This window comes from Empedobacter brevis (assembly GCF_965118635.1).
Lineage (GTDB): Bacteria > Bacteroidota > Bacteroidia > Flavobacteriales > Weeksellaceae > Empedobacter > Empedobacter brevis_A.
Window position 1 is genome coordinate 12,381 of the sequence record NZ_CBCPHV010000017.1, and the last position, 22,724, is coordinate 35,104.

The 22,724-nt window shown below is 31.8% G+C and carries 16 protein-coding genes; 3 read left to right on the forward strand and 13 right to left on the reverse strand.

From position 1 onward, the window contains the following. Nucleotides 1-80 precede the first annotated feature (80 nt). Nucleotides 81-1,550 (forward strand): MFS transporter, encoded by a 1,470-nt coding sequence (locus ACMHJW_RS13850; protein ID WP_413533995.1) that lies wholly within the window; start codon nucleotides 81-83, stop codon nucleotides 1,548-1,550. Between the two features lie 81 nt (nucleotides 1,551-1,631). Here the strand turns inward: ACMHJW_RS13850 and ACMHJW_RS13855 are convergent, their stop codons facing one another. From ACMHJW_RS13855 to ACMHJW_RS13915, 13 genes are all read right to left on the reverse strand, one after another. After that, nucleotides 1,632-2,078 carry a hypothetical protein gene (locus ACMHJW_RS13855; protein ID WP_413533996.1) on the reverse strand — a complete coding sequence of 149 codons (447 nt, stop codon included), beginning with the start codon at nucleotides 2,076-2,078 and terminating at the stop codon, nucleotides 1,632-1,634. Nucleotides 2,079-2,139: 61 nt separating this feature from the next. Beyond that, nucleotides 2,140-3,090 carry a hypothetical protein gene (locus tag ACMHJW_RS13860; protein WP_413533997.1) on the reverse strand — a complete coding sequence of 317 codons (951 nt, stop codon included), beginning with the start codon at nucleotides 3,088-3,090 and terminating at the stop codon, nucleotides 2,140-2,142. 24 nt (nucleotides 3,091-3,114) lie between these two features. Next, nucleotides 3,115-3,657 (reverse strand): hypothetical protein, encoded by a 543-nt coding sequence (locus tag ACMHJW_RS13865; protein ID WP_413533998.1) that lies wholly within the window; start codon nucleotides 3,655-3,657, stop codon nucleotides 3,115-3,117. A 349-nt stretch (nucleotides 3,658-4,006) separates the two neighbouring features. Beyond that, entirely contained in the window at nucleotides 4,007-4,639 is a 633-nt protein-coding gene (locus tag ACMHJW_RS13870; protein ID WP_413533999.1) for a response regulator, read from the reverse strand. A gap of 3 nt (nucleotides 4,640-4,642) precedes the next feature. Beyond that, nucleotides 4,643-6,913, reverse strand: coding sequence for a histidine kinase (locus ACMHJW_RS13875; protein WP_413534000.1), 2,271 nt, complete (start codon nucleotides 6,911-6,913; stop codon nucleotides 4,643-4,645). A gap of 122 nt (nucleotides 6,914-7,035) precedes the next feature. After that, on the reverse strand, nucleotides 7,036-7,629 hold the full coding sequence (locus tag ACMHJW_RS13880) for a hypothetical protein (RefSeq protein WP_413534001.1): 594 nt from the start codon (nucleotides 7,627-7,629) through the stop codon (nucleotides 7,036-7,038). 107 nt (nucleotides 7,630-7,736) lie between these two features. After that, nucleotides 7,737-7,922 carry a YqaE/Pmp3 family membrane protein gene (locus ACMHJW_RS13885; RefSeq protein ID WP_413534002.1) on the reverse strand — a complete coding sequence of 62 codons (186 nt, stop codon included), beginning with the start codon at nucleotides 7,920-7,922 and terminating at the stop codon, nucleotides 7,737-7,739. Further along, the gene (locus tag ACMHJW_RS13890; RefSeq protein ID WP_413534003.1) at nucleotides 7,922-8,587 is read right to left on the reverse strand and encodes an NAD-dependent epimerase/dehydratase family protein; all 666 of its coding nucleotides are present in this window, start codon (nucleotides 8,585-8,587) and stop codon (nucleotides 7,922-7,924) included. Before ACMHJW_RS13890 ends, ACMHJW_RS13885 begins: the two co-directional genes overlap by 1 nt. Before the next feature lie 4 nt (nucleotides 8,588-8,591). Beyond that, entirely contained in the window at nucleotides 8,592-9,470 is an 879-nt protein-coding gene (locus tag ACMHJW_RS13895; protein ID WP_413534004.1) for a flavin reductase family protein, read from the reverse strand. A 9-nt stretch (nucleotides 9,471-9,479) separates the two neighbouring features. Beyond that, a complete protein-coding gene (locus ACMHJW_RS13900; RefSeq protein WP_413534005.1) occupies nucleotides 9,480-10,448 on the reverse strand; it encodes a fumarylacetoacetate hydrolase family protein in 969 nt (322 codons plus the stop codon). Between the two features lie 254 nt (nucleotides 10,449-10,702). After that, entirely contained in the window at nucleotides 10,703-13,159 is a 2,457-nt protein-coding gene (locus ACMHJW_RS13905; protein ID WP_413534006.1) for an alpha/beta hydrolase family protein, read from the reverse strand. A gap of 58 nt (nucleotides 13,160-13,217) precedes the next feature. Then, nucleotides 13,218-14,585: a RagB/SusD family nutrient uptake outer membrane protein gene (locus tag ACMHJW_RS13910; RefSeq protein WP_413534007.1), complete on the reverse strand. Its 1,368-nt coding sequence runs from the start codon at nucleotides 14,583-14,585 to the stop codon at nucleotides 13,218-13,220. Nucleotides 14,586-14,587: 2 nt separating this feature from the next. After that, nucleotides 14,588-17,611 carry a SusC/RagA family TonB-linked outer membrane protein gene (locus ACMHJW_RS13915; protein ID WP_413534008.1) on the reverse strand — a complete coding sequence of 1,008 codons (3,024 nt, stop codon included), beginning with the start codon at nucleotides 17,609-17,611 and terminating at the stop codon, nucleotides 14,588-14,590. Between the two features lie 3,216 nt (nucleotides 17,612-20,827). Here ACMHJW_RS13915 and ACMHJW_RS13920 point away from each other — a divergent pair. Both ACMHJW_RS13920 and ACMHJW_RS13925 read left to right on the forward strand, forming a co-directional pair. Continuing rightward, nucleotides 20,828-21,172 carry a helix-turn-helix domain-containing protein gene (locus ACMHJW_RS13920; RefSeq protein ID WP_413534009.1) on the forward strand — a complete coding sequence of 115 codons (345 nt, stop codon included), beginning with the start codon at nucleotides 20,828-20,830 and terminating at the stop codon, nucleotides 21,170-21,172. Between the two features lie 397 nt (nucleotides 21,173-21,569). Next, complete coding sequence (locus tag ACMHJW_RS13925; protein WP_413534010.1) at nucleotides 21,570-22,397, forward strand: DUF5677 domain-containing protein; 828 nt, start codon at nucleotides 21,570-21,572, stop codon at nucleotides 22,395-22,397. Nucleotides 22,398-22,724 lie beyond the last annotated feature (327 nt).

The window sequence follows — 22,724 nt, forward strand, 5'->3', positions numbered from 1 at the left end:
AAAACACCTATATTTATAAGCTGTTTATTTAGGCAATTATTAAGCAATATTTAGTTTAGAAAAAAATTATATCAAAACACATGAGTCAATCAAAAAAAACGAATTGGGGGCAATTTATACCACTGATTACTGTATTCTTCTTTTGGGGATTTGTCGCATCGAGCAATGAAATTCTTATTCCCGTTTTTAAAAAATCTTTTAATTTATCACAAGCCGAAAGTCAATTAGTTGCAGTGGCTTATTACATTGCATATTCTGTAGGTGCTTTAATTTACATGGGTGCTTCATTATTAGCAAAACAAGATTTAATCAATAAATACGGGTACAAGAATTCCTTATCATTCGGACTTCTTTTATCTGCAATTGGAACACTTTTTTTCATTCCAGCAGCCAATACAGGTTCTTTTCCATTAATGTTAACAGGTTTATTTACTGTTGGTTTAGGTTTTTCTCTACAACAAACTGTAGCCAATCCACTTGCTATTGCATTAGGAGATGCAAGTACAGGATCTCAGCGTTTAACATTAGCAGGAGGTATAAATAACTTAGGAACGACTATTGGACCATTAATTGTTGCGTATGCAATTTTTGGATCAGGTGGAGAAGGAGAAACTACATTGAGTATAGAATCGGTTAAAATACCATATTTATGTTTAGGAATTGCATTTTTAGCTGTAGCTATTTTCTTGAAGTTTTCGTCATTACCAAATCATCCAGAGCAAGAAGTTGAAGAAGAAGATTTTGGTCTTGAGAACAAACGTAAACCAGAAGTTGTCAAAAAACAAGATAAAAGTTCTGCATTAAAATATCCTCAATTATTATTAGGAATGATTGCAATCTTCTTATATGTCGGTGTTGAGGTTTCTACAGTAAGTAATTTACCTGCTTATATGCACAACGAGTTAGGGTTTGATATAAAAGGTGTAACACCATACGTATCGTTATACTGGGCAAGTATGATGATTGGACGTTGGGGAGGTGCTGCAGAAGCATTTGGTTTAGATAAATCAAAAACATTAGCACTAAAATTTATAGCACCTTACTTAGCTTTCGGAATCTTTTTATTCGTTAACTATATAGCTGGACACGACTTAAAACCATTTTATCTATATAGTGTAATTATCTTAATTATGATTTTAGCTTCTTTATGGACAAATGGAAATCCAGCTAAAATGCTATTAACTTTCTCAATAATCGGTATTTTATGTTTAATCATCGGAATGAATACAACTGGTTTAGTTTCTATTTATTCTATTACAAGTGTAGGTTTATTCTGTAGTACATTATGGCCATGTATTTTTGCTTTAGCCATTAATGGTTTAGGTAAAAACACTTCTCAAGGAAGTAATTTCTTAATTATGATGATTATGGGAGGTGGATTAGTAAGTATTCTTCAAGGATATATTGCTGATTTAACAACTGTTCATTTTAGTTACATTGTTTGTATTTTGTGTTTTGTATATTTATTATTCTATGCAATTATAACGCCTAAAATCCTTAAAAAACAAGGGATTAATCTAAACGAAGTTAAATCAGAAGGTGGACATTAGAAACATTGAAATCATTTAAAAATATAATCCCCGATGAATGCTACATTCATCGGGGATTTTGTTTTATTAAAAATACTGAATTTAATTTCTATATTCTTTGCCTGATTCTATATCAATATAGAAATGCAAAGATGTATTATTTGGTTTATCAATACCTACAAGGCCGTTGCTGTAGATCTGATCATAGGATTTATTTCCTATTTGTTGTTTTGTTTTCAGATTAAATAAAATATATTTTCCGTTGTCTTCTTTTTGTAAAGCATAAATACTTTTTTTCGTATCCAAAGGGTCAATTGTATAATAGATAGGGTTTATTTCCCAACGATTAGTTTTTTTATTCCAAAGCCCTTTATTTTCAACATTTTCTTCATTCCGTGTATTAACGATATACAGATCCTCACTGTCGTAAACATATTTTATTTTCCCAATTTTAAGCTCTTTATTTAGTTCTTCTTCTGTCAAAATCATATGTTTATCTGGCCAAACTAAATAACCAACACGATCAAACACAAAAAAATTATTGATCACTATTTTATCTAATAAATGACCTTGTTTATCGACATAAAGCCAATCGTAAGCCCAAACAGCATCATCGTAATTGAATTTTCCTAAAATAAGGAGAATCGTTTACTGAATATACAAGAGAAACATTTTTTAAGAAAGTGATTTGATCTTCTGTTGCATTGACAATTTGTTTCGGAAAAGGTTTATCATACAGTGGATAAGTATAAATATCATTCGTATTAGAATTTTGCAGAAGCTTAGGAATATCAGGATCATAATTATAATTTTGATTGATAGAATCTAATACAAAAGGTTGCTTGTTCAAAGTGATTTCTAATCTATCAGTGCCAACCATATTCGCTAAAATAGGCTTATTCTTTTTAATATCATAAATATTATATTTATTTGAACTACTGGGTATATATCGACCTTTATCCAGAGCAAATTCAATATTGGATTTTAACTTTTTTAATTTCTTATTTTTAATTTTATACAGCTTTCCATTCATCAAAATATGATTTTCATCCAAAGAGTAATACCAGATATTAGCACTTCCTTGTAGATAAGGAATATCTTCCGAAGCAATTAATTGATTACTTTCTAGAATACGAATTTCTGTTTTTCTATATGGTTGTGTCTTTGTGACACCACCTCCCAAAATGTTCCATTCCCATTTCCAAAAAGGCATTTTTTTATCATACTCAATTGATTTCTTCATCAATGTAAGGTTTTCAACCGCTTCTAGTTCAATGGATTCTTTTGTGTAATCAATAATAATATGACCATAAGAATCAATAACAGCAGCTTTCCGATCTTTGTCTTTTACAATGGCATATCCAGTTTTTGTAAATTTCTCTGCATGTTCAAATGGAGTATTTAGTTGTTGTTTTAGGTTTTTGTCAACATAGATATAATTGTTATTCTTTGTCAAATAAGGAATCCAATTGACTGCATCAGGATTTATAGATTTTGATTCTTGGGCACAAGCTGTCATTGTAAACAAGATTATAAGATAAATGATTAAGGTGTTTTTCATAGTTGTTTTTTTTAGAGGTAGAGATTAATCATGGTAAACTTTTAAAGCTCTTATTTCATACGTTTCTTTATCTATTGCTATTGTTCCAATCAGAATATTATTTTCATTTACTTTCGTTTCGTATAAATTTGTTTCGATATCTCGAGAAAAGTATTTTACCAATTGTTTTTTCGAAATAATATTACTGAAATCTTGTTGCAATCGAATGTTCTGAAATTTCGAAACTTCATAATTCTTAAATAGAATAGAATCTGAGAAATAGTTTTTTTCAAAATAAAAATTCAATCCCAGTGATTCATTCGAATATTTATAAGTCATGATTGGTAAATTGTAGTCATTCCCGCAATATGCTATTGTATCTGTTGGAGAAGGAGAAAAGGCAATAGAATCTTTTTTGAATGGAATGTTTTTGTTTTGACTAAATTTTTCAAAATCATTTATAGTAGAATGATTTATTTTTAAACCAGCTATTTCCCAATTTTTATCAATCAAAATATCATCGGGTTTTGTGTTATTCCCATTACAAGAGAAAAGCATTGCGGCGAAAAGAAATATTGTTTTATTCATTTTAATGTTTTGAAAATTGTGTACAACTAAAAATTAGGAACAAGTCATTCGGTAATAGATTGCTTATAAAAGTTGAGTTGTTTTAATCTCACACCATCAAAATTCAGAAAAAATAGGAGAGTAGAAGTCACTACTTTTAGCGAATTGTTACTTTTTTGAATAGAAATAAAAAGTCGCTTAAGAAAATATTAAGCGACTTTTAATCGAATGTAGTGTTTTTTTTAAGTAATAAGACTTGGTTAGTAATCTTATTTTTGGGTTGTTTAGTAGGTTGAAATATAGGTTATTATTTCTTTTTCAAAATTGATGAAAATTTTAGACTTAAAATATCCCTATTTATAGGTATTTTTTAAGGTTTTGAGATCAATCCATATTCTATTGCTGATGTAATGGCAGAACTTAAGTTGGAAGATTTAAACTTTTCAATCAAATTTTTACGATGACTATCAACGGTATGTGTACTTATAAATAATTTATCTGCAATTTGTTGAGTGGTTAATCCTTGTGCCGCTTCAATCAAAACTTCTTTCTCACGACGAGTTAATTTCGGAATAGTGTTCAAACCATCTTTTTCCTTTTTACTCATTACATTTTTAGTTTGGGAGCAAAGGAACTTTTTACCATCAAAAATAGAATTTATTCCTTTTAGTATTTCATCAACTGAGGCATTTTTTTGAATATAACCCGAAGCACCTTCTTCCAAGCAACTATTTATTACCGCATATTCGTTGTGTACACTTAGCATAATAATGTGCATATCAGGATATTTTTTCTTGAATGGTTTGATTAATTCAATACTATTTGTATCAGATAAATTGATGTCTAACAAAAGAATATCAATTTCAGTTGTTTTCAAAGCTTCTTGTAATTCTTGGGCAGAAGCATAACAATCGACAACTTGTAAGTTTGGCTGATGACTTAAAATATTGCGTAAACCTTCTAATAATAAAGGATGATCGTCTGTAATTACTATTTTTATCATAAGTTATATTTTAGGGAATTGGAACTCTATACTTGTTCCTAAATCGATTTCTGATTGTATGTTTAATTGTCCTTTCAAAAAATGCACACGCGATTGTATGTTATGTAAACCAGCCGATTGAGTCAGTTTTGTATCATTTATATCAAAACCTTTTCCATCATCTTCAACAGTTATAGAATAGCTGGTTTCATCTTCCACAAATTGAATGATTATTTGTTCTGCTTGTGCATGTTTTATCGCATTATTCACCAATTCTTGTATGATACGATACACCAACAACTGATGCTCTTTATCTAGAGAATTTGTATAGCTCAAAAATTGAACATCAATATCCAAATGCTCATTCGACATTCTTATTGCATATTCTTTCAAGGCTTCTTCCAAACCATATTTCAACAACAAATCGGGCATTAAATTATGTGCCACACGACGCAATTCATCAACAGCACCATCTAATTGATGAATAGATTTTGTCATATCTTTTTTAGCATGCTCATCAATTTTTTCATTCAAATGGGTTAACTGTATTTTTGTTCCAGAAAGTAAACCTCCCAAACCATCGTGTAAATCGCGCGCAAGGCGAGCGCGTTCTTGTTCCTGTCCATCGAGAAGCGCCGTTAAAGTAGAAATCTTAGAATTTTGACGCTCTTGTTCAATTTCTAATTTATATAATGCTTCGCGTTGTTTCAAATGCTTGTTACGTTGTTTTAGCGCATATAGAAGTAAAGCAAGTAAAACGATAAAAAAGATAATCGAGAAGATGTAATATTTGTTTAATTTATTCTTGAAGTTTAGTTCAGTAATATAATTTACCAATTCATCTTTACGATTCTTATTCTCTAGTTTAGATAATTTCAAGTTTTGTTGAGAAATCGTTAATTCTTGCGAACGTTTATCCGCTTCTAATCGAGTTAATTTTAACTGTTTACGTTGAAATTCTTCGCTTAATTTTGAGTTTTCTAATTCTTGTTTTTGTTGAATGCCTAATGAATGCATCAATTGCAGTTGCTGTTCTTTTTTATCAGCTTCTAATTGCATTCGAATCATTTCTTGTTGCTGACGTTCTTTATCAAACTGAGCTTCTAATCGTTTACTGATTAGCGCTTGTTCATTATCATAAACCTCTTTATACATGCCAGTATATAATTTATGATAACGCAATGCTTCTTTAAAATTTCCTTGTTTATCTTCTATTTCAGATAAACTCAAATACAATGAAAGTAGAATATTCTTGTCAGGAATTGTATTTTGATTCACTTTTACAATAGAGTTCAGCAAATAGTTTTTAGCTGTTTGTATATCGTTTTGTTGCAAAGCTAATTCTGATAAAATACCATTTGCAGCAGCAAAATGATTAGATTGATTTGTTTCTAAAGCAATTTCCTTTGCTAATTCTGCATATTTCGTTACTCTATTTTGATAAAGTTTAGGATAAAAGTTAAGGTATAAATTCGCTAAATTAATGGCAACAAAAGATAAATCTGTAGGAGTCATCATCTCCTTTTTATTCTGATAATAAGTGTTGATGGCGTTTGTATAATATTTTTCAGCTAAATCTCGCATGTAAATATTCTTCTCATTTTGCATAAACTTTTGCTCATACAAATAACCAATTGACATATAGGCCGAAAAGATTAAGTTAGGATCGTTTTGTTTTAACGCAACATCTAATGCTAGTTTACTATATTTTTCTTGCAACTCATACTCATCCAATCGCGAATAGATTCCTGTTAATTGGTTGTAAACAGAAGTCATTCTTGTGTAAACAATAGGTGTAGCAGGAGCTTTATCATAAAATTTTAAAGCTTCTATATAGTTTTTTACAGCTTTCGCATCTTCATGATTATTTAAATCCAACCAACCTTCACAATACTTTATATAACCTTTTGTTGATAGATCGGTTGTTCTTTCTCCATAATAAATTGCTTTTTGCAAATTAAGTTTAGAGGCTGTAAAATTATTTTCTATCCGATTATTCATTGCTGAAATAGCATATAAATAGGCCGCATATTTGCCATCTTTTAGCTTTTCTGCAGTTGCTATATTTTGTTTGAGAATAGAAAAAGCCTTTTCTTTCTGATTGTTAAAGAACAATGCTTGTGCATATTTCCCAGCAACTTCGTATCGTTCGTTCGTGTTACTTTGAGTTTTATTGTATTGGTTTTCGAAATTTGTTAGAACTTCTTGTGCATAAATAATTGAGCTTAAAAAGAAGAAACAACCAACTATAAGCTGAGCTACAAATGATTTTAATGCAAGTCTTTTTGTTAACATTTCGAGATATAGAATTTTTTTGAATAAGCTAATATAAAGCCTTTTTCTAGAATGAAAGAAACTAAAACAATCCGAAGACTGTTTTAGTTTACACATAAATATAGGTAGGTTAATAGAGACTGTTATTCATCAAAATCAATATGAATGTGAAAGAATTCTCCTTTCTGTAGAATACCATCTAGATTGCGATCAATAATTAGCATAATATTCACTTCCGTTGTATCATACAATTCCCAATCCATGTCAGCATCATATTGAAAAACACCTTTCAATGTCCATTTATAGATATCCCAATCACCAGATGTTCCTATTTTTTCTACGCGCTTATCTTTTTTCGAAACGTAGTATAAATATTGGTGTCCATCAGCAGATAAAAAAGGATAATAGATTTGTTGATTTTTCTCTGCCGCAAAACCTGCTCCTGGTTCAAAATAAGGAATGTCATCTATTTTCATTCCTTCTTGCAATTTTGTGTCTACAGCGCTATCTGTAACCAAAGCTTGCGCAGCATAAAAGAGATTTTTATTTTCTTGATAAGGTTTATTCAAATATTCGATACTAAATTCTGCTGGACGTAATTTTATCGTTTGTTCCGCATCATAAATAGTATATACGTTGTGCCCTTGTTTTATAACAAGGTTATTGGTAGAATATTCTTGCGCATGAGCAACAAATGTCAGAAGACAAATAGCAATTAGTAACCTTATCCTTTTCATATCATTTTTTTGTAATTCGATAGGGCTAAATTATAGAAAAGCAAATACAAAAAAATCACTATAAATATTGAATTTCACTAGGACGATAATAAAAAAAGACAACTAAGTTAGTTGTCTTTCAAATTTTTCATTCTGCTTTTATTACGCCCATCAAGGAGCGATGCTACAGCCCAAATTGCTGCGGGCAACCATCCAATCAAGGTGATTTGTAAGATTAAGCAAATAACGCCTTGTATTATTTTTCCTCTTAAGATAAAAGATAACCAAGGTAAGAGTACGGCTAATATGATCATTATATTTTAGGATTTGAATTAATAATTTCGTTAAAATGTAAAATTGATACTTTGTGAGAATCAGTTTTCAAATCATTTATGAGAAGCGATTCTGCAACTTTCTCCGCATCTATCGATTTATATTTCGAAAGGCTTCCTTGTAAAAATAGATTAATGAATGGAGCTATTTTTTCACTCATTTTTTCCACGAAACGGAATTCACCACGATGTCCAGTCAACAAAGAAGGGCGATACAAATACAAATGTTTTATTCCGATGTTCTGCAGTTTTTGTTCAGCTTCTCCTTTTGTTTTTAAATAAAAGTTTGACGAATCTGCATTAGCTCCAACAGACGAAATATAATGAAACTTTGTCAAGCCTTTGTCAACTCCAAGTTGTGCAAAATGTACAGGAATATCCACTTCTATTTTATGATACGCTTCTAAATCGGGTGTTTTCTTGCGTGTTGTACCTAAGCAAGAAAATATAGAATCGATCTGTTTTACGTCATCTAAATTAGGTTCCGAATTGAAATCAGTAATGACCTCAACCACTTTCGGATGATTCATGTTTTGTGGTTTTCGAACAACCGAAACGATTGTTGAATATTCAGGATGGTTCAATAACTTTTCTAAGAGAAGAGAACCTATTAAACCTGTGCTCCCTAAAATTAATGCTGTTTTCATCGTTTTAAATTTCCATTAATAACCAATACCACGCACCATTCACATCACCTTGTTCCAAAAGTTTTGCGGCAACTTGATGACGCACTTCAACAGATTTAAACTTCTGAATATCTAGTCGTTGCATTAATTGTTCTTTGAAATTAAGAATCATTTCCTCAGTTGGTAATTTCTCTACATTTCCCAGTTGACCTAAATTGTTTCCTGACAAATAATTCGAATTTTTTACCTCATCAGGTAGCTGATCTATTCCTAAACCAACGGTACGCGTCGGTTTTTCGACCTCGAAAATAGATTCTGGAATAATACGACAATAATAATCTCCTCCCAAACGACCTACTAAATCTAAGTCATAAGGAGAAACTTTGTTGTTATCGTCCAACAAATCTTTGTGAATATGTAAACGAACCACTTCTGCAATAACTAAATTCGCAGCTCCTGGCTGATCTGTAACCGAAATTACTTCGCGTACTTTACATTCCAATTGCACAGGCGATTCGGCAACGCGAGGAGGTTTTACCAATTCTGATGGAAGCTCTGTAAAACCAGCTTTCACAAATTCATTTACACCCTTCGGATATTCAACACTTGCCAATGACTGTTGTTGAACAATGTTATAATTGACAATATTTATAACACATTCCGGATGCTCCCATATATTCTCTAAAGTATGTTTTGTAGAACCATCTCTCATTTTTCTTAATGGAGAAAAGACACAAATAGGAGGGTTTTGCCCCATCATATTAAAGAATGAAAAAGGACTCAAATTCACATTTCCATCTTTATCTATTGTACTTGCAAAGCAAATAGGACGAGGAGAAATAGCATGTTTGAAAATATCATCAAATTGACTTGTATTTGGCTCGAAAGATTTTGTATGTTGCATAAATTGAGTTTATTGATTATAAAGATGAATAGAATTTACTAATTTTCCTAATTCTGTTACAGACATTTCTACAGTATCATTTGGCTGTAACCATTGTTCTTGGTATGCTGCGTCCTTGCGTTTTCCTGTTCCATTCAGCTCAAGAAAACAACCAGTGCCTACAGTTCCAGAACCGATAACATCCCCAGGAAATAGTTTAACGCCATAAGAAATACGTTCTATAATTTCTGCGAAAGTCCAATGCATATCTTTAAAGTTTCCTCTAGAAACCTCAATGTTATTGACAGCACATGTCATTTCCAAATCATAGCAGTTTCCGATATGTCCTTCTTTAGGAGCGACTTTATATTTCTCAATTTCATTTGGCGTCACCAAATATGGCCCAAACATCGACGCAAAATCTTTTCCTTTAGCAGGACCAAGGTTTAGTTTCATTTCGTCCATTTGCAAAGCACGCGCACTCAAATCATTCAAAACCATAAAACCACCAATGTATTCATCTGCATTTTCTGCTTTTATATTGATTCCTTCTTTTTTTATGACAATCGCAATTTCAAGTTCAAAATCCATGCGGTCAAAATGTTTTTCCATAGCATACACCTTTCCTGGACCTTGCACAGCTTGGTGATTAGAAAAATAGAATACAGGAAATTGATCAAATTCAGGAATCATGTCCAAACCTCTATTCAAGCGCGAAGTTTCCACATGTTGGCGAAAAGCATACGCATCTCTAAAACTTGATGGATGAGGTATAGGAGCTAAAATTTGCGGTTCATTTACAATCGCTTTTTTGTATTCACCACGTGAAATTTCGTTCGTAATCTGTTCACAGATTAAAAGTGAAAATTCATCATCAGCTAAAATATCAATTAGGGTAGTGGGTAAGTTGTGATTAATTTTTGTTAAATCATAGATAGCATCTTGCCAAACAAGGCCTACTTTTTCTTGTTGATTTTCTAGGAAAGTAACGAATTTCATTATTTGTTGTTTGAGAGGTGAAGATACGAAGATGATTTTAATGTTGATATACTTTTATTTAACGAAAGGCTTCAAATACACGAAAAAATAATGGAAACGTTAATTATTTGTTCAGTTCATCCCATTTCAAATTACGTTTTATCTGTTTTATGTAATCATAAGGTCGCAAAGAAGTGTATACAAACCTTAAAAAAATAGCTCCCAATTGGGAGCTATCTTTTTTTTAAAGTTTTTAAACTTAAAAATTATTTATATTAATTCTCTAACATGGGTTGTATCCAATCTGCAGCGGGTTTTCCTTTCAGAAAATGTTCCATCCATTGCCATACTTTATAATTTAAGTCTAAACGATTTTGTTTTTTTAATATACTATGCCCTTCATCTGGATAATTAAGGTAGACAGCTTTTTTACGAACTCGTGTTAAACCATAAAAATAAGAACGTACTTGTTCTGGTAATATATTTTCATCTAAACTACCTCCCCAAAGTAAGAGTGGTTTTTGTACCTTCTTCACATGGTAAATAGGGGAAGCTTCCAAATAACCTTGCCAATTATCAAATAAACTACTGTTCATTCGTGTTTGTTGACGCTCTTCTCTCGCATAATCTGAATAAAAATTTTTATTAAATTTATACTCTGTCAAATATTTTCTAGGAATATCAATCACAGGAACACCTATCATCGCTGTTGCAAATAGATTGGTTGTTCCCATAAACAGAGCTGCTTCATACCCGCCAAAAGATTGACCTGTAAGTCCAATATGCTTGGAATCAATTTGTGGAATAGACTTGATATCATTTATTAAATATTCGATACTTTTGATTGCTGTTTTTTGTGAGTCATTCACTTTATAGGCCAAATCGGGTATCAAAACAAAATAACCGTTGTATACATAATGCATAAAATTAAAACCTATTCCAGAAAATAAACTAGGTATATCATCCTCTCTAAAATCGTACGAAAGTTTTTCATAAACCCGAACTACCATTGGGTAAACTTTTGTCGAATCGTAATCTATCGGATAAAATAAATAGGCATTTAATTCTTGACCATCCACTGTATAATGCAGCAATTTCTTTTTTAGTGGAGGGCGAGTGCCAGTTTTCATCCCTTTGCTTGCATATTTTAAGTCGGATTTATTTCCTTTTACTTCATAAATTTTTAAAGGTTCATTGTAGCCTGATGTTGTGTAGACAATTCTTTCTCCGCCTTCAAAATCTTTGATGGTAAAATCTGATTGTGCAATAATTTTAAATTTATTTCCTTTGATGATTCCTAAATTTGTGGTATAATCTTTCATTGAAATTCCTCTAACCAAAAGTGGCTTTTTCAAATCCACAGGTCGATTTTTGACAACATTCAAAGGTGATTCTCCCATTATCCAAAGAGGTTGTTCTTTCAATTCATAATTTATTTGATCAGAAGCCCCATTGGTTAACAATTGGATTGTATTTTTTAGGATATCCCAACTGTACAAATCATATTCAGATTTTACTATAAAAATACCTTTTTGAAAAGTAGGGGTAATTTTCTCCTTAGGTACATCACCTAAATTATTGTATTTACCATTAACCAAAATAACATTCGCTTCAAATGGTGCTTCTTTGATTTCGTGTGTAGATAAGTTTTCACTTTTCCATCTTCCTTTTTCGAAATAAAGAACATAATCTGTATTTGGATCATAATAATAATTAAATTCATGTGTATATTGATTGGCAATAGGTTGTTGAATCCTTCCGTAATCTCTCACCAAGTGCATGGGTAATCTATCATTGGTTAACGTATCAACAACATTCAATGCTTGATCAAACAACATAAAATCACCACCTTTTGTTAAAAACTTTTGTCTTTGATAGGGTTTAGTTTTATCCGGTTCCCATGTCCATTTTTTTTCTTGTAGATCATAAATACCTAATTGTAAACTAGAGGAAAATTTAGGACTGTATTGATTGGTATAACTTATTTCTGCTAATTGATTTTTTTTATTTTCTAAAGCAAGCTTAAACAAAAGATATCGTTCCTCCCTTATTTCAAGGTTGGTAATATAATTTTCCGTAAAAAGAGATGGGTTTGGAGGTAGAATAATCGATTCAGAAATTATTTGATTGCTTTTATCTTTTTCCATCAAACGCATTTGATCATTCTCTTTTTTTAGCCCTATCCATTTTGTATTATTTTCATGCAACCAATCGACAGTTGGAAAATTGAAGAGTTGGTTAGTTTTATTCTGCTTTAGGTCTAAAACATTCCAAACAGCATCAGTTTCAAAATATATTTTCTGAGATATAAAATCGATTCGATTATTCTTCAAATGTTTTAAGTAGTGTTTCACCTTACCATTTGCATCAGTAATAATCATTTCAGTTAGATCAATCGGTTTTAAAATAAGAGTTTGACTAGATGGAAGATGAATAAGATTTATAACACCCTCAAATTTCTTTTTCTTTCGTGTATACAAATTTTCAAACACCACCTCTTTGTTAGGCAATTGATACACTAAAACCGAATCACTTGTGAATTTAAATGAAGATGTTTCAGGTAATAATCTACTCGTTCTATTCTTCTCTAAAGAAACAAGTTCATATTCCACTTTTCCTTCTCCATACAAATGTCGTACAATCATCCAATCCAAGTTAGGACTTTGTTCATATAAAGTACTTATATGGTAGTCTTTATAAGAATCGCTAAACTCTTTGACGGTTTGTGCCATAACAGGTTTTAGTTGACCGAGCAATACAAAAAGAAGAAGTAAAATTTGTAAAATTATTTTAGTAACCATCATTCTGCGGATTTAAATTAGGATTCAATAAAAGTTCACTTTCAGGAAGTGGGAATAATTCAAATGTCGATTTCCATTTAGGTTTCAATGCAATCATTTTAGCATTCAGTTGATTCAGTCTTTTCAAGTCGAAAAAACGTGCACCATATTCTGTAAACAATTCATGTTGACGCTCCTCTAAGACACGTTCCAACAATTGTTCTTTTGTCCCCATTGTTACAGCGGTCAAACCTGCACGTGTTACAATTTTGTTCAAATACATGACCCCATTTGCTAAATCTCCTTTTTGAATATAAGCTTCAGCTCGATTAAGGATCGTTTCTTCGTTACGTAAAATGATCGAATATTCATTCTGTCCATCAGCTGTGGAGTATTGCTTGTATTTAGAGGCATAGTAATACTTTTTACCTGTAAAATCAGCAATCGTTCCTATCCAGTTTTGAAAACGTAAATCTCCTGTTTGAAAAGAATCGACGAAAGATGGTTGTAAAGCCACAATATAAGGTGGAGCAAAAAACATGAGATAAATACTTGCTTCTAAAGTTGTTGCTGAAGCTGAAGCTGGTGCATATTGCCAAATAGTAGATGAATTATCTTTTAAATACGTTTTACTGATATCTTGTCTTAATTTATAGGAATCATTTTGAGCTAAATTTGTAGTAACCTTAATCGCGTCATCCCATCTTTTCTGAAGCAAATACAAGCGTGATAAAACTAATTCAGTTGCTTCTTTTGATGGGATAAATCGATTACCAACTGGAGTATTTAACGCTAATAATTGCTGGGCTAGTAATACATCTTCTTCTATTTTTTGATAAACTTCTTCAATCGTATTCTTAGAAACATGTTGTGTTACTTTATAATCACTAGTAGTAATATAAGGGATTTCTCCATAGCTTTGAACTAAATACAAATGCAACAATCCACGAATAAACAACGCTTCACCTTTCAGTTGATTCTTCGTAGATAACTCGATTGTATTTGAATTTTCTAGGCCTTCAATAATCCGATTGGCTTTGTATATCTGATTATAAGTTGTTTGCCATAATTCTTTGACAGCGCTGGAAGTTGGATTTAAATTTAATTGATAAAATTGATCAACCGAACTATTAGCTGTTTGATAAGAAACCAATTCGTCGGTATAACATCCAAAATAAACTCCGCCTCCCAAAAAACCACCAGATAGAAATCCATTTTCTCTTAAAGACTGATATAGCCCTGCTAAGGCTGATTGAGCTAATCTACCATCTTTAAATACCGTTTCTTGTGTAATTTGATCTTTTGGCAAATCGAGGTCAATAAATTTTTCGCAACTCGAATACGATACTACGAATAATAGGATAATAATTTTTTTCATTGTTAATATGTTAAGTTAAACCCAAATGACCATGTACGTAAAGCGGGTGTATACCCTGAAAGATTAAATTCAGGATCTAGCCCTTTGTAATTGGTTGATGTCCATAAATTTTGTCCTTGAAAAAAGACTGTCCCCTGAAAGCGTTTCAATGTTTTTAGAGGGAGTTGATAACTGAGTTGAATATTTTTGAGACGGATGTAGTAAGAATCCATTACACTGGCATCACTTAACCTGAAATTAGCATTAGCAGTACTCAATACACTACTAGCACCACTGGTCGGTTTTTGATAACGCGCATCAGTATTTGTAGGCGTCCAATAATCCAAAAATTCAGTACTATAATTTCCTATAGAGCCCAAATTACCCATCATTGAGACGATATTCCCTCGCGTTTGTGACGAAACTTGCATCAATACATCCAACTGAAAGTTTTTGTATCGGAAGTTATTTTGTAATCCACCATACCATTTTACTCCTAATTCTTTAACGACTGTACGGTCGTTTACATCCAATTTCCCATCATTGTTCACATCTTCAAATTGATAAACACCTGTTAAGGGATCAACTCCTAAATAGTGGTACATCTTTTTTAAGGTCATCGATTTACCAATTACCAAAGTAGAAGCATAAGTAGAGGCCTCTAAATTTGGAAAAGAGATTAATTTATTTTGAGGAACACTAAAATTAACGGATGATTCCCATTGGAAATTAGCGTGGTTTACGGGTTTAGCTGTTAATGTAAATTCAAATCCTTGATTCTGAACAACTGCATCCAAATTTGCTTGTACAGAAGTGAAACCTGTTGTACTAGGTAATGGAATACCGACTAATTGATTGCCCGAACGGTTACGGTAATAGGCTGAAGTTAATTGAATTCGATCACGTAAAAACCCTAATTCCAATGCTACTTCAAATTTACGTGTGGTTTCCCAACCATAATTGGCATTAAACAATCGACTGGGTACTATTCCTTGCGTTCCATTATAAACAGTTGAAGTTTGAGCATAGGTATCATAAAACTGGTAATTGCCTATGTTATCACTTCCTGCTGTACCATAACTTGATCTAATTTTTCCAAATGACAACCAATTAGAATCTTGTAAAAATTTTTCATTCGAGAAAATCCATGCAGCTCCTACAGCACCAAAGTTAGCAAAACGATTATTTGGTCCAAATCTGCTCGATCCATCACGTCTTCCCGTTAAATTAATGTAATATCGGTTAGCATATTGGTAATTCAAGCGTCCATAAAGTGCTGTATAACGGTAAGTAGATGAAGCATCACGTGTTATTCTAACTGTAGTGGCTGCTCCCATATTTTCAATGAATTCGTCTGAAGTAAAATTCAATCCATTTTGCATCAAATAATCAGAAGATGTGTGCTGAAAAGTTGTCCCCACTAACGCTTCAATTTTATGTTTATTCCATTTTTTCTGATAATTCAATTGGGGCTCAACCATCCAATTCTGTTGTTGCGTTTGAGAAGTTGACAAGCTTGACCGTTCACTTCCATAGTTGTAAATAGGATTGTACAAGGTTTTTGGATAAATCATTCGTTCATCAGCGTCATTAGTTGTGTAACCACTATTAAGTTGAACCGTTAAACCATTTATGATTTTGTAATTTAGACTTAGCTGACTAAGAAAATTGGTTTGATTACTTTTATAATTCTGTGTAGCAGCAGCCATGGGATTTGCAAACGTATTATTCGCCCAATTAATTACTCCATTTTCATCATATAAATCTGGAGCATTTGGTGCTAATGATTGGTAAATGCTCATAAAATCGGTCGGAGGGAGATAGTTATTTTGTAGCGTATAAAAACTATTCAACTGAAGTCTTAATCGTTTATCTACACTTTCATGAGAAAGATTCAATCCCATTTTCGTTCTCTTGTACCGATAATCCCCAGGAAAAATAGTGGTTTCTTCTTGATGACCTCCACTTACCATAAATTTCGTTTGAGCGTTCCCACCAGATAATCGAACTTCATTTGAGCTTCGGATTGATTTACCACCGACAAAATACTTTTGCCAATTGGTATTTTTTGTGGGATCCCATGCACCATTAATATCATAGGCATTCGCGGGATAAGTTGTAAGACCATCATTAGCAAAAGCATTTTTACGCATTTCTAGATAATCAGCAGTCGACATCATCTTTGGAAGTTGTGCTACTTCCCCAATTGTATAGGAGGTTGCATATTGTATCGTTGTTTTGGCGTTTTTTCCTTTTTTTGTCGTAATAAGAACAACCCCATTTGCACCACGCGATCCATAAATAGCGGTTGCATCTGCATCTTTCAACACTTCGATGCTTTCAATATCAGATGGACTTAAAAAATTTAATGGATTCACATCTTGATAAGGGAAAATAGCCCCTGATAAGCCTGAAGCATATTCATTTGCAGCTGATACAATAACCCCATCTACTACATACAAAGGTGTATTGGCTTCATATCCACTTTTTAAAGCAAAACTTCTCAAGCTATTACGTCCGCGTATTTGTATATCGTACCCACCACCAGCAACCCCAGAATTTTGTACGATACTCACACCTGCCATACGACCTTGCATAGCAGAAAGTACATTGTTTACCGGCTGATTCTCTATTTCCTTAGCCGTAACACGCGCAATAGAACCCGTTCGTGCTTTATCTTTTACGGTATAGTATCCCGCATTTACAACCACTTCATTCAACGCTATACTTTCCTTATCTCTTTCTAAATTAATATCCAATACATTAGATTCTCTTACAGAAAGTTTAACACCAAAGTAATCAAAGCGCTCAAAGTGCAAAGCTGAATTTTCATTCTGTAGAGTAATAGAATATTCACCTTTTTCGTTTGTAATAGTTTTATTATCGGTACCTATTTCCATCACTGTCACACCTAATAGGGGACTAGATTGATCTTTCACCGTTCCAGTCACGGTTTTTCCTGTTTGTGCAAATAGGGGTGTAGCACAAACCAATCCCAATAGCACACTTATTGTATGCCTATTGAGTTTAAAGTAAAATATTTTCATAATTTTACATAGTTTTTAATTCAACATTAGTTTTAAAAGCCACTCCTTTTCCCTGTACATCGCGCCAACTTTGTTTTTGGGAAAGGGGTTTTTTGTTATGTTTTACGTGATACGCTTTACGTTCTACGTTTTTATTCTTATTAATATTCAAATTCACTTTTTAAAAACAGATTCTAAAAACCGTCCTTGCTGAAGAGTCGAGTGTCAATTCGGCGTAGTGAGCGTTAAAAATGGTTTACTGTTCGCATTTCATATGCGAATGATTTAAAACATTTAGTGAATAGCCGTTATTGACCGACTTGGAAGCACAGACTTGACCTTTTTGGTTCGTTTTTGTGTCAAGACAAAAATGAACATATCATCTTATCTACTCATGATTTCGACTACGCTCAATCAACGCGACTCCGCTCAATCAACGATTATTATTTTCTAACCACATTTATTAAGTTATACGTGATACGCTTAACGTTCTACGTTTTTATTCATTTTTAATATTCAAATCCACTTTTTAAAAACAGATTCTAAAACCGTCCTTGCTGAAGATTCTCTTCCTTTCATTTTTTTTCTCATCAAAAAAAACGAAACAAAAAAAGATGCCGACAGTAGACTCTCAATGATTCAACTAACTAAATTATTTCCATAAAGTTGGCAACTCGCTGCACTCAGACACTCCAACTTTTTTATTCCAATAATTTAGAGTTGAATTGCATTTCGATTCTAAATCGTCGGGTTTTTAATTCCTTTTTCAATATTCAAATTTGTTATCACTTTTAACAACGGGTTTTGTCATTCTGAGCCTGTCGAAGAATCTCATTATCTACTTATGATTTCGACTCCGCTCAATCAACGATTACCAATCTTTATAACTACATTTATTAAGTTTTACGTTATACGCTTAACGTTCTACGTTTTTATCCTTTTTCAATAATCAAATTCATTGTCATATAAATTCTCAATACTCAATACTCACATCTCACATCTCAAATCCCGCATTTCTCATCCCGCACCTCGAATCTCGCATCTCGCATCCCGCAATTTCTCTCCTAAATAAATCCCCCTCCAACTAGTTTTAAAAATTAAATTAATAAATGAAACAAAATTAACACTAATCACTTTATGAAGATCATTTACTTACTTCTTAAGGCGTTGTCGGGGGACAGAATTTGAGTCTTTTTACTCTTTCATGATTTACAATAGTTTTTAGTTAAACATTAGTTTTAAAAGCCACTCCTTTTCCTTGTACATCGTGCCAACTTTGTTTTGGGGAAAGGGGGTTATTTTTTCGTTATAAGTTTTACGGTTAACGTTTTACGTTTTTATTCTTTTTTAATATTCAAATCCACTTTTTATAACGAGTTTTGTCATTCTGAGCCTGTCGAAGAATCTCATTATCTACTTATGATTTCGACTCCGCTCAATCAACGATTACCAATCTTTATAACCACATTTATTAAGTTATACGTGATACGCTTAACGTTTTTATTCTTTTTCAATATTGAAATCCACTTTTTAAAAACAGATTCTAAAACCGTCCTTGCTGAAGAGTCTTTTCCTTTCATTTTTTTGCTCATCCAAAAAAACGAAACAAAAAAAGATGCCGACAGTAGACTCTCAATGATTCAACTAACTAAATTATTTCCATAAAGTTGGCAACTCGCTTCACTCAAACACTCCAACTTTTCTTATTCCAATAATTTAGAGTTGAATTGCATTTCCATTCTAAATCGTCGGGTTTTTAATTCTTTTTTCAATATTCAAATCCACTTGTCATTTAAAATCTAAAATCCCGCTTTTCGCATTCCGAATCTCTCATCTCGCATTTCACTTCTCACTTCTCACATCTAATCTGTACATACTACATAAGACTTAATACATTTTCGCATTTCGCACCTCGAATTTCGCTTCCTGCACCTCGCATTTCTCAAAACTCATCCCGCATTAAAAAACCCTAACCCTCCCAGCTTAATAAAAGGGCTAGGTAAACTACAAGTAGTTTCTGTTTTAAAAGAGAAAATGTCTCCAACAATGTGTATAAAATGTTAAGGAATGTTCGCTATCTTGTTTTTTGTGGATTTTAGTTATAGGCAACACCTGTACATTTACCATACTACTTTTATCAAAAGATCCCCTTACTCACTTACCTCAACCTAAACTTTTTTATGAAAAGACTTTCTTTTCCTATTTTTAAGCTTTCAGGGGATACTTTTTTTATATAAACTATTTTCTAATTCTAAGCTTATCGAAGAATCTCATTATCTACTTATGATTGCGACTACACTCAATCAACACGACTACGCATAATCAACGATTACCAATCTTTATGACCACATTTATTTAGTTTTACGGTCTACGGCTTAACGTTCTACGTTTTTATCCTTTTTTCAATAATCAAATTCATTGTCATATAAATTCTCAATACTCAAATCTCAATACTTAAATCTAATTTGTACATACTACTTAGGACTTAAGACATAATACACTTCTCGCATTCCGTATCTCTCACTCCTCATTTCAATACTTACTACATAAGACATAATACATACTACATAATACATTTCTCAATTCTCAAATCCCGAACCTCGAATTTCGCATCCCGCATTTCAAAAAAGGTAGGCCCCAATAAATTTGGAAAATGACAAGAATCGCTATACATTTAGTGTGCGAAAAATAAAAGTATAAGATAGCTGTCAAAGTCTCATTACTGAGGCACTGATAGAGAGTGTGTAAAGAAAGGAGAACCTTTTCTTTACGATCCGTTAAATGTTATAAAAACGGAGGATTGATTCTTTAAAAGAAAGGGAAAAACGAACAGACTCGGTCTGGTGGTTTTTTACAGATGAATGGAAATTGTTTCGTTCTCATTTTGTGTTTGGTTTATGGAACGATGTTTCTCGGGTATGAAGAATCTCTTACTAAAAAAGCAAGGAGCAGTCTCACACTTTAGAGCCAAGGGCGACCAAACCCATCTTTAAAATCCGAGGATAATAAAGTTTCCATCTAAAGCTAACGTGAGAACCGCCCACATGCCTTATACAAAAGTAATACTTTTTTAGACATGGAGCGATTTCACGGTGTTCTCGATGGAAAATTGGTCGTTTTGACTCGAGAAAACATCGTTTAATTAAGACTATTAAAAGTCTAATTATCAAATCGCTATAACAAATATAATACAATTATTTTAATATCCAACAAGTTGGATAAATAAATTTATAATAAATGAATAAATTATTTGAATTTGAAACTACTCAATTTGATTTTGACTTAATAAATCATGTTAAAGTTCTTAGGAAATTACATGGATTTACTAAAGATGAGCTTAGCTTGAAAATGGGTGTTGCTAAATCTTTTGTAGGTAATGTTGAATCTACTACACAACGACACAAGTACTCAACTCGTCATATAACACTTTTAGCAAAAGCATTTGGATATAAAAATATTGGAGAATTATTAGATTTTCCAACTCCACAATACGATAGAATTAAAGTTACTGTAGAACAAACTTATAATGAAGCAGGTACTAAAGTAATTAAAAGTGAGGTGGTGAAGATTGAATCTATTTAGATAAATCTATTAAGGGTAAGTATTTATGATTTAATAGAGCCTACGAACTGAGAAAATGAAAAATCTGATACCTACGAGGAGTTTGTAAAGTGAGTAAAGGACATTAAGTAATTAAAAATGTTTCATTTAAAATAAAAACATCTAAATTGGTATTATTAATCTATAGGCATGGTTAATGTTAAATACTCAGGAGTTAATTTTTAGGTTGATTAACTCCTGAGTTTTTTATTATAGATAAATACTTCATATTAAATATAAACAAAGGGCTCAATGTAGAGCTCTTTTTTATTTACACAACAATGGTTATAATATAGTTTTATTTATATATTTGTTATTTAAGCGAAACTAAAGCTATAGTAGTTTCGTAAAAAACAATCTTACATACTATTTTAAGACAATGCATATTCCCAAACAATACGACAAATTAAGACAATATCAAGAAGCATTTTTACTGCATATCAAATTAGTTCAGAAAGTAACAATTGACAAACCAGATATCAAAGATTCTTTAAAAATGATGTTTCTTTTCTATGGGACAAGAATAATTGAAAGTTCTGATACACTTTTAACACTGTCAATCCATAATAAACTAAATGACTCTTATGCAATTTCTAGAATGATTTTAGAAACATCTACAAATATTTGTTTCATAGCTTCAAAGCCAAAAGAACTTATAGATAAATCATTAGAATATGCATATCAAAAAATGTATCGAGATTTAGATAGGAATTTGAATATTGGGAACTTAAACATAAACATCAAATTAGATAATGTCGAGAGCGTTATTAAAAGTGATAAATTAGAAAATTCTATTAAAAAGTTTACAGATCTATCAACAGGTGAAGAAATTAGAGATTGGACAGGTGTAGATAAAAAAACTATTACACAAAAAATAGAACAAATTACTAAAGAATTCGGTGAACATATTGGAATAGCTTTCGCAATACCACTTTTTGTAATTTATAGATATTCGTCAGAAGTTTTACACGGTACAACATTTGGAGCGATGTTCACTTTAGGCTTAACTGAACTAAAAGATAAAAGACCAGAATCACAAGAAGAGATAAAACTATTTAAAGAAAAAGAATTATCTAATATAATATATTCCTTAAATCTTTTACTTAATGCGTTAGTTCGAATTTATCTAATCAAATATCCAAATGAAGATTTCGAGAAGGAAAGAATAGAATATAGTGAATACATATTAGAAATTGCAAAAAAATAAACTACACATAGTAAGGATAACCATCGCATAATTCCAATTTTAGGCACAAAATGTAAATTTTATAAATAACAACCTCTTTAAAAGCGATTTTTAGAGAGGTTTCATTATTTTACGCAACAAGGTATAAAATGTAGTTTTATTTGTATATTTGGGTTTATAAGAAATACAAATGATTTTTGCTCAGTGATGTCGAAATCCAACTTTTTTTCTTCAATTTTTGTCTCTGATGCTAAATTTTGATTTATTAAACACAGTTTTTAATATACATTGATATGAAACTAAACTTTCTCAATAGTGGTATCGATTCTCTTAAAAAAGGTTTCGAAT

Coding starts and splice junctions, on each gene's coding strand:
- ACMHJW_RS13850 (WP_413533995.1), top strand. CDS start 81: ATGAGTCAATCAAAAAAAACGAATTGGGGGCAATTTATACCACTGATT.
- ACMHJW_RS13860 (WP_413533997.1), bottom strand. CDS start 3,090: ATGAAAAACACCTTAATCATTTATCTTATAATCTTGTTTACAATGACA.
- ACMHJW_RS13865 (WP_413533998.1), bottom strand. CDS start 3,657: ATGAATAAAACAATATTTCTTTTCGCCGCAATGCTTTTCTCTTGTAAT.
- ACMHJW_RS13870 (WP_413533999.1), bottom strand. CDS start 4,639: ATGATAAAAATAGTAATTACAGACGATCATCCTTTATTATTAGAAGGT.
- ACMHJW_RS13875 (WP_413534000.1), bottom strand. CDS start 6,913: ATGTTAACAAAAAGACTTGCATTAAAATCATTTGTAGCTCAGCTTATA.
- ACMHJW_RS13880 (WP_413534001.1), bottom strand. CDS start 7,629: ATGAAAAGGATAAGGTTACTAATTGCTATTTGTCTTCTGACATTTGTT.
- ACMHJW_RS13885 (WP_413534002.1), bottom strand. CDS start 7,922: ATGATCATATTAGCCGTACTCTTACCTTGGTTATCTTTTATCTTAAGA.
- ACMHJW_RS13890 (WP_413534003.1), bottom strand. CDS start 8,587: ATGAAAACAGCATTAATTTTAGGGAGCACAGGTTTAATAGGTTCTCTT.
- ACMHJW_RS13895 (WP_413534004.1), bottom strand. CDS start 9,470: ATGCAACATACAAAATCTTTCGAGCCAAATACAAGTCAATTTGATGAT.
- ACMHJW_RS13900 (WP_413534005.1), bottom strand. CDS start 10,448: ATGAAATTCGTTACTTTCCTAGAAAATCAACAAGAAAAAGTAGGCCTT.
- ACMHJW_RS13905 (WP_413534006.1), bottom strand. CDS start 13,159: ATGGCACAAACCGTCAAAGAGTTTAGCGATTCTTATAAAGACTACCAT.
- ACMHJW_RS13910 (WP_413534007.1), bottom strand. CDS start 14,585: ATGAAAAAAATTATTATCCTATTATTCGTAGTATCGTATTCGAGTTGC.
- ACMHJW_RS13915 (WP_413534008.1), bottom strand. CDS start 17,611: ATGAAAATATTTTACTTTAAACTCAATAGGCATACAATAAGTGTGCTA.
- ACMHJW_RS13920 (WP_413534009.1), top strand. CDS start 20,828: ATGAATAAATTATTTGAATTTGAAACTACTCAATTTGATTTTGACTTA.
- ACMHJW_RS13925 (WP_413534010.1), top strand. CDS start 21,570: ATGCATATTCCCAAACAATACGACAAATTAAGACAATATCAAGAAGCA.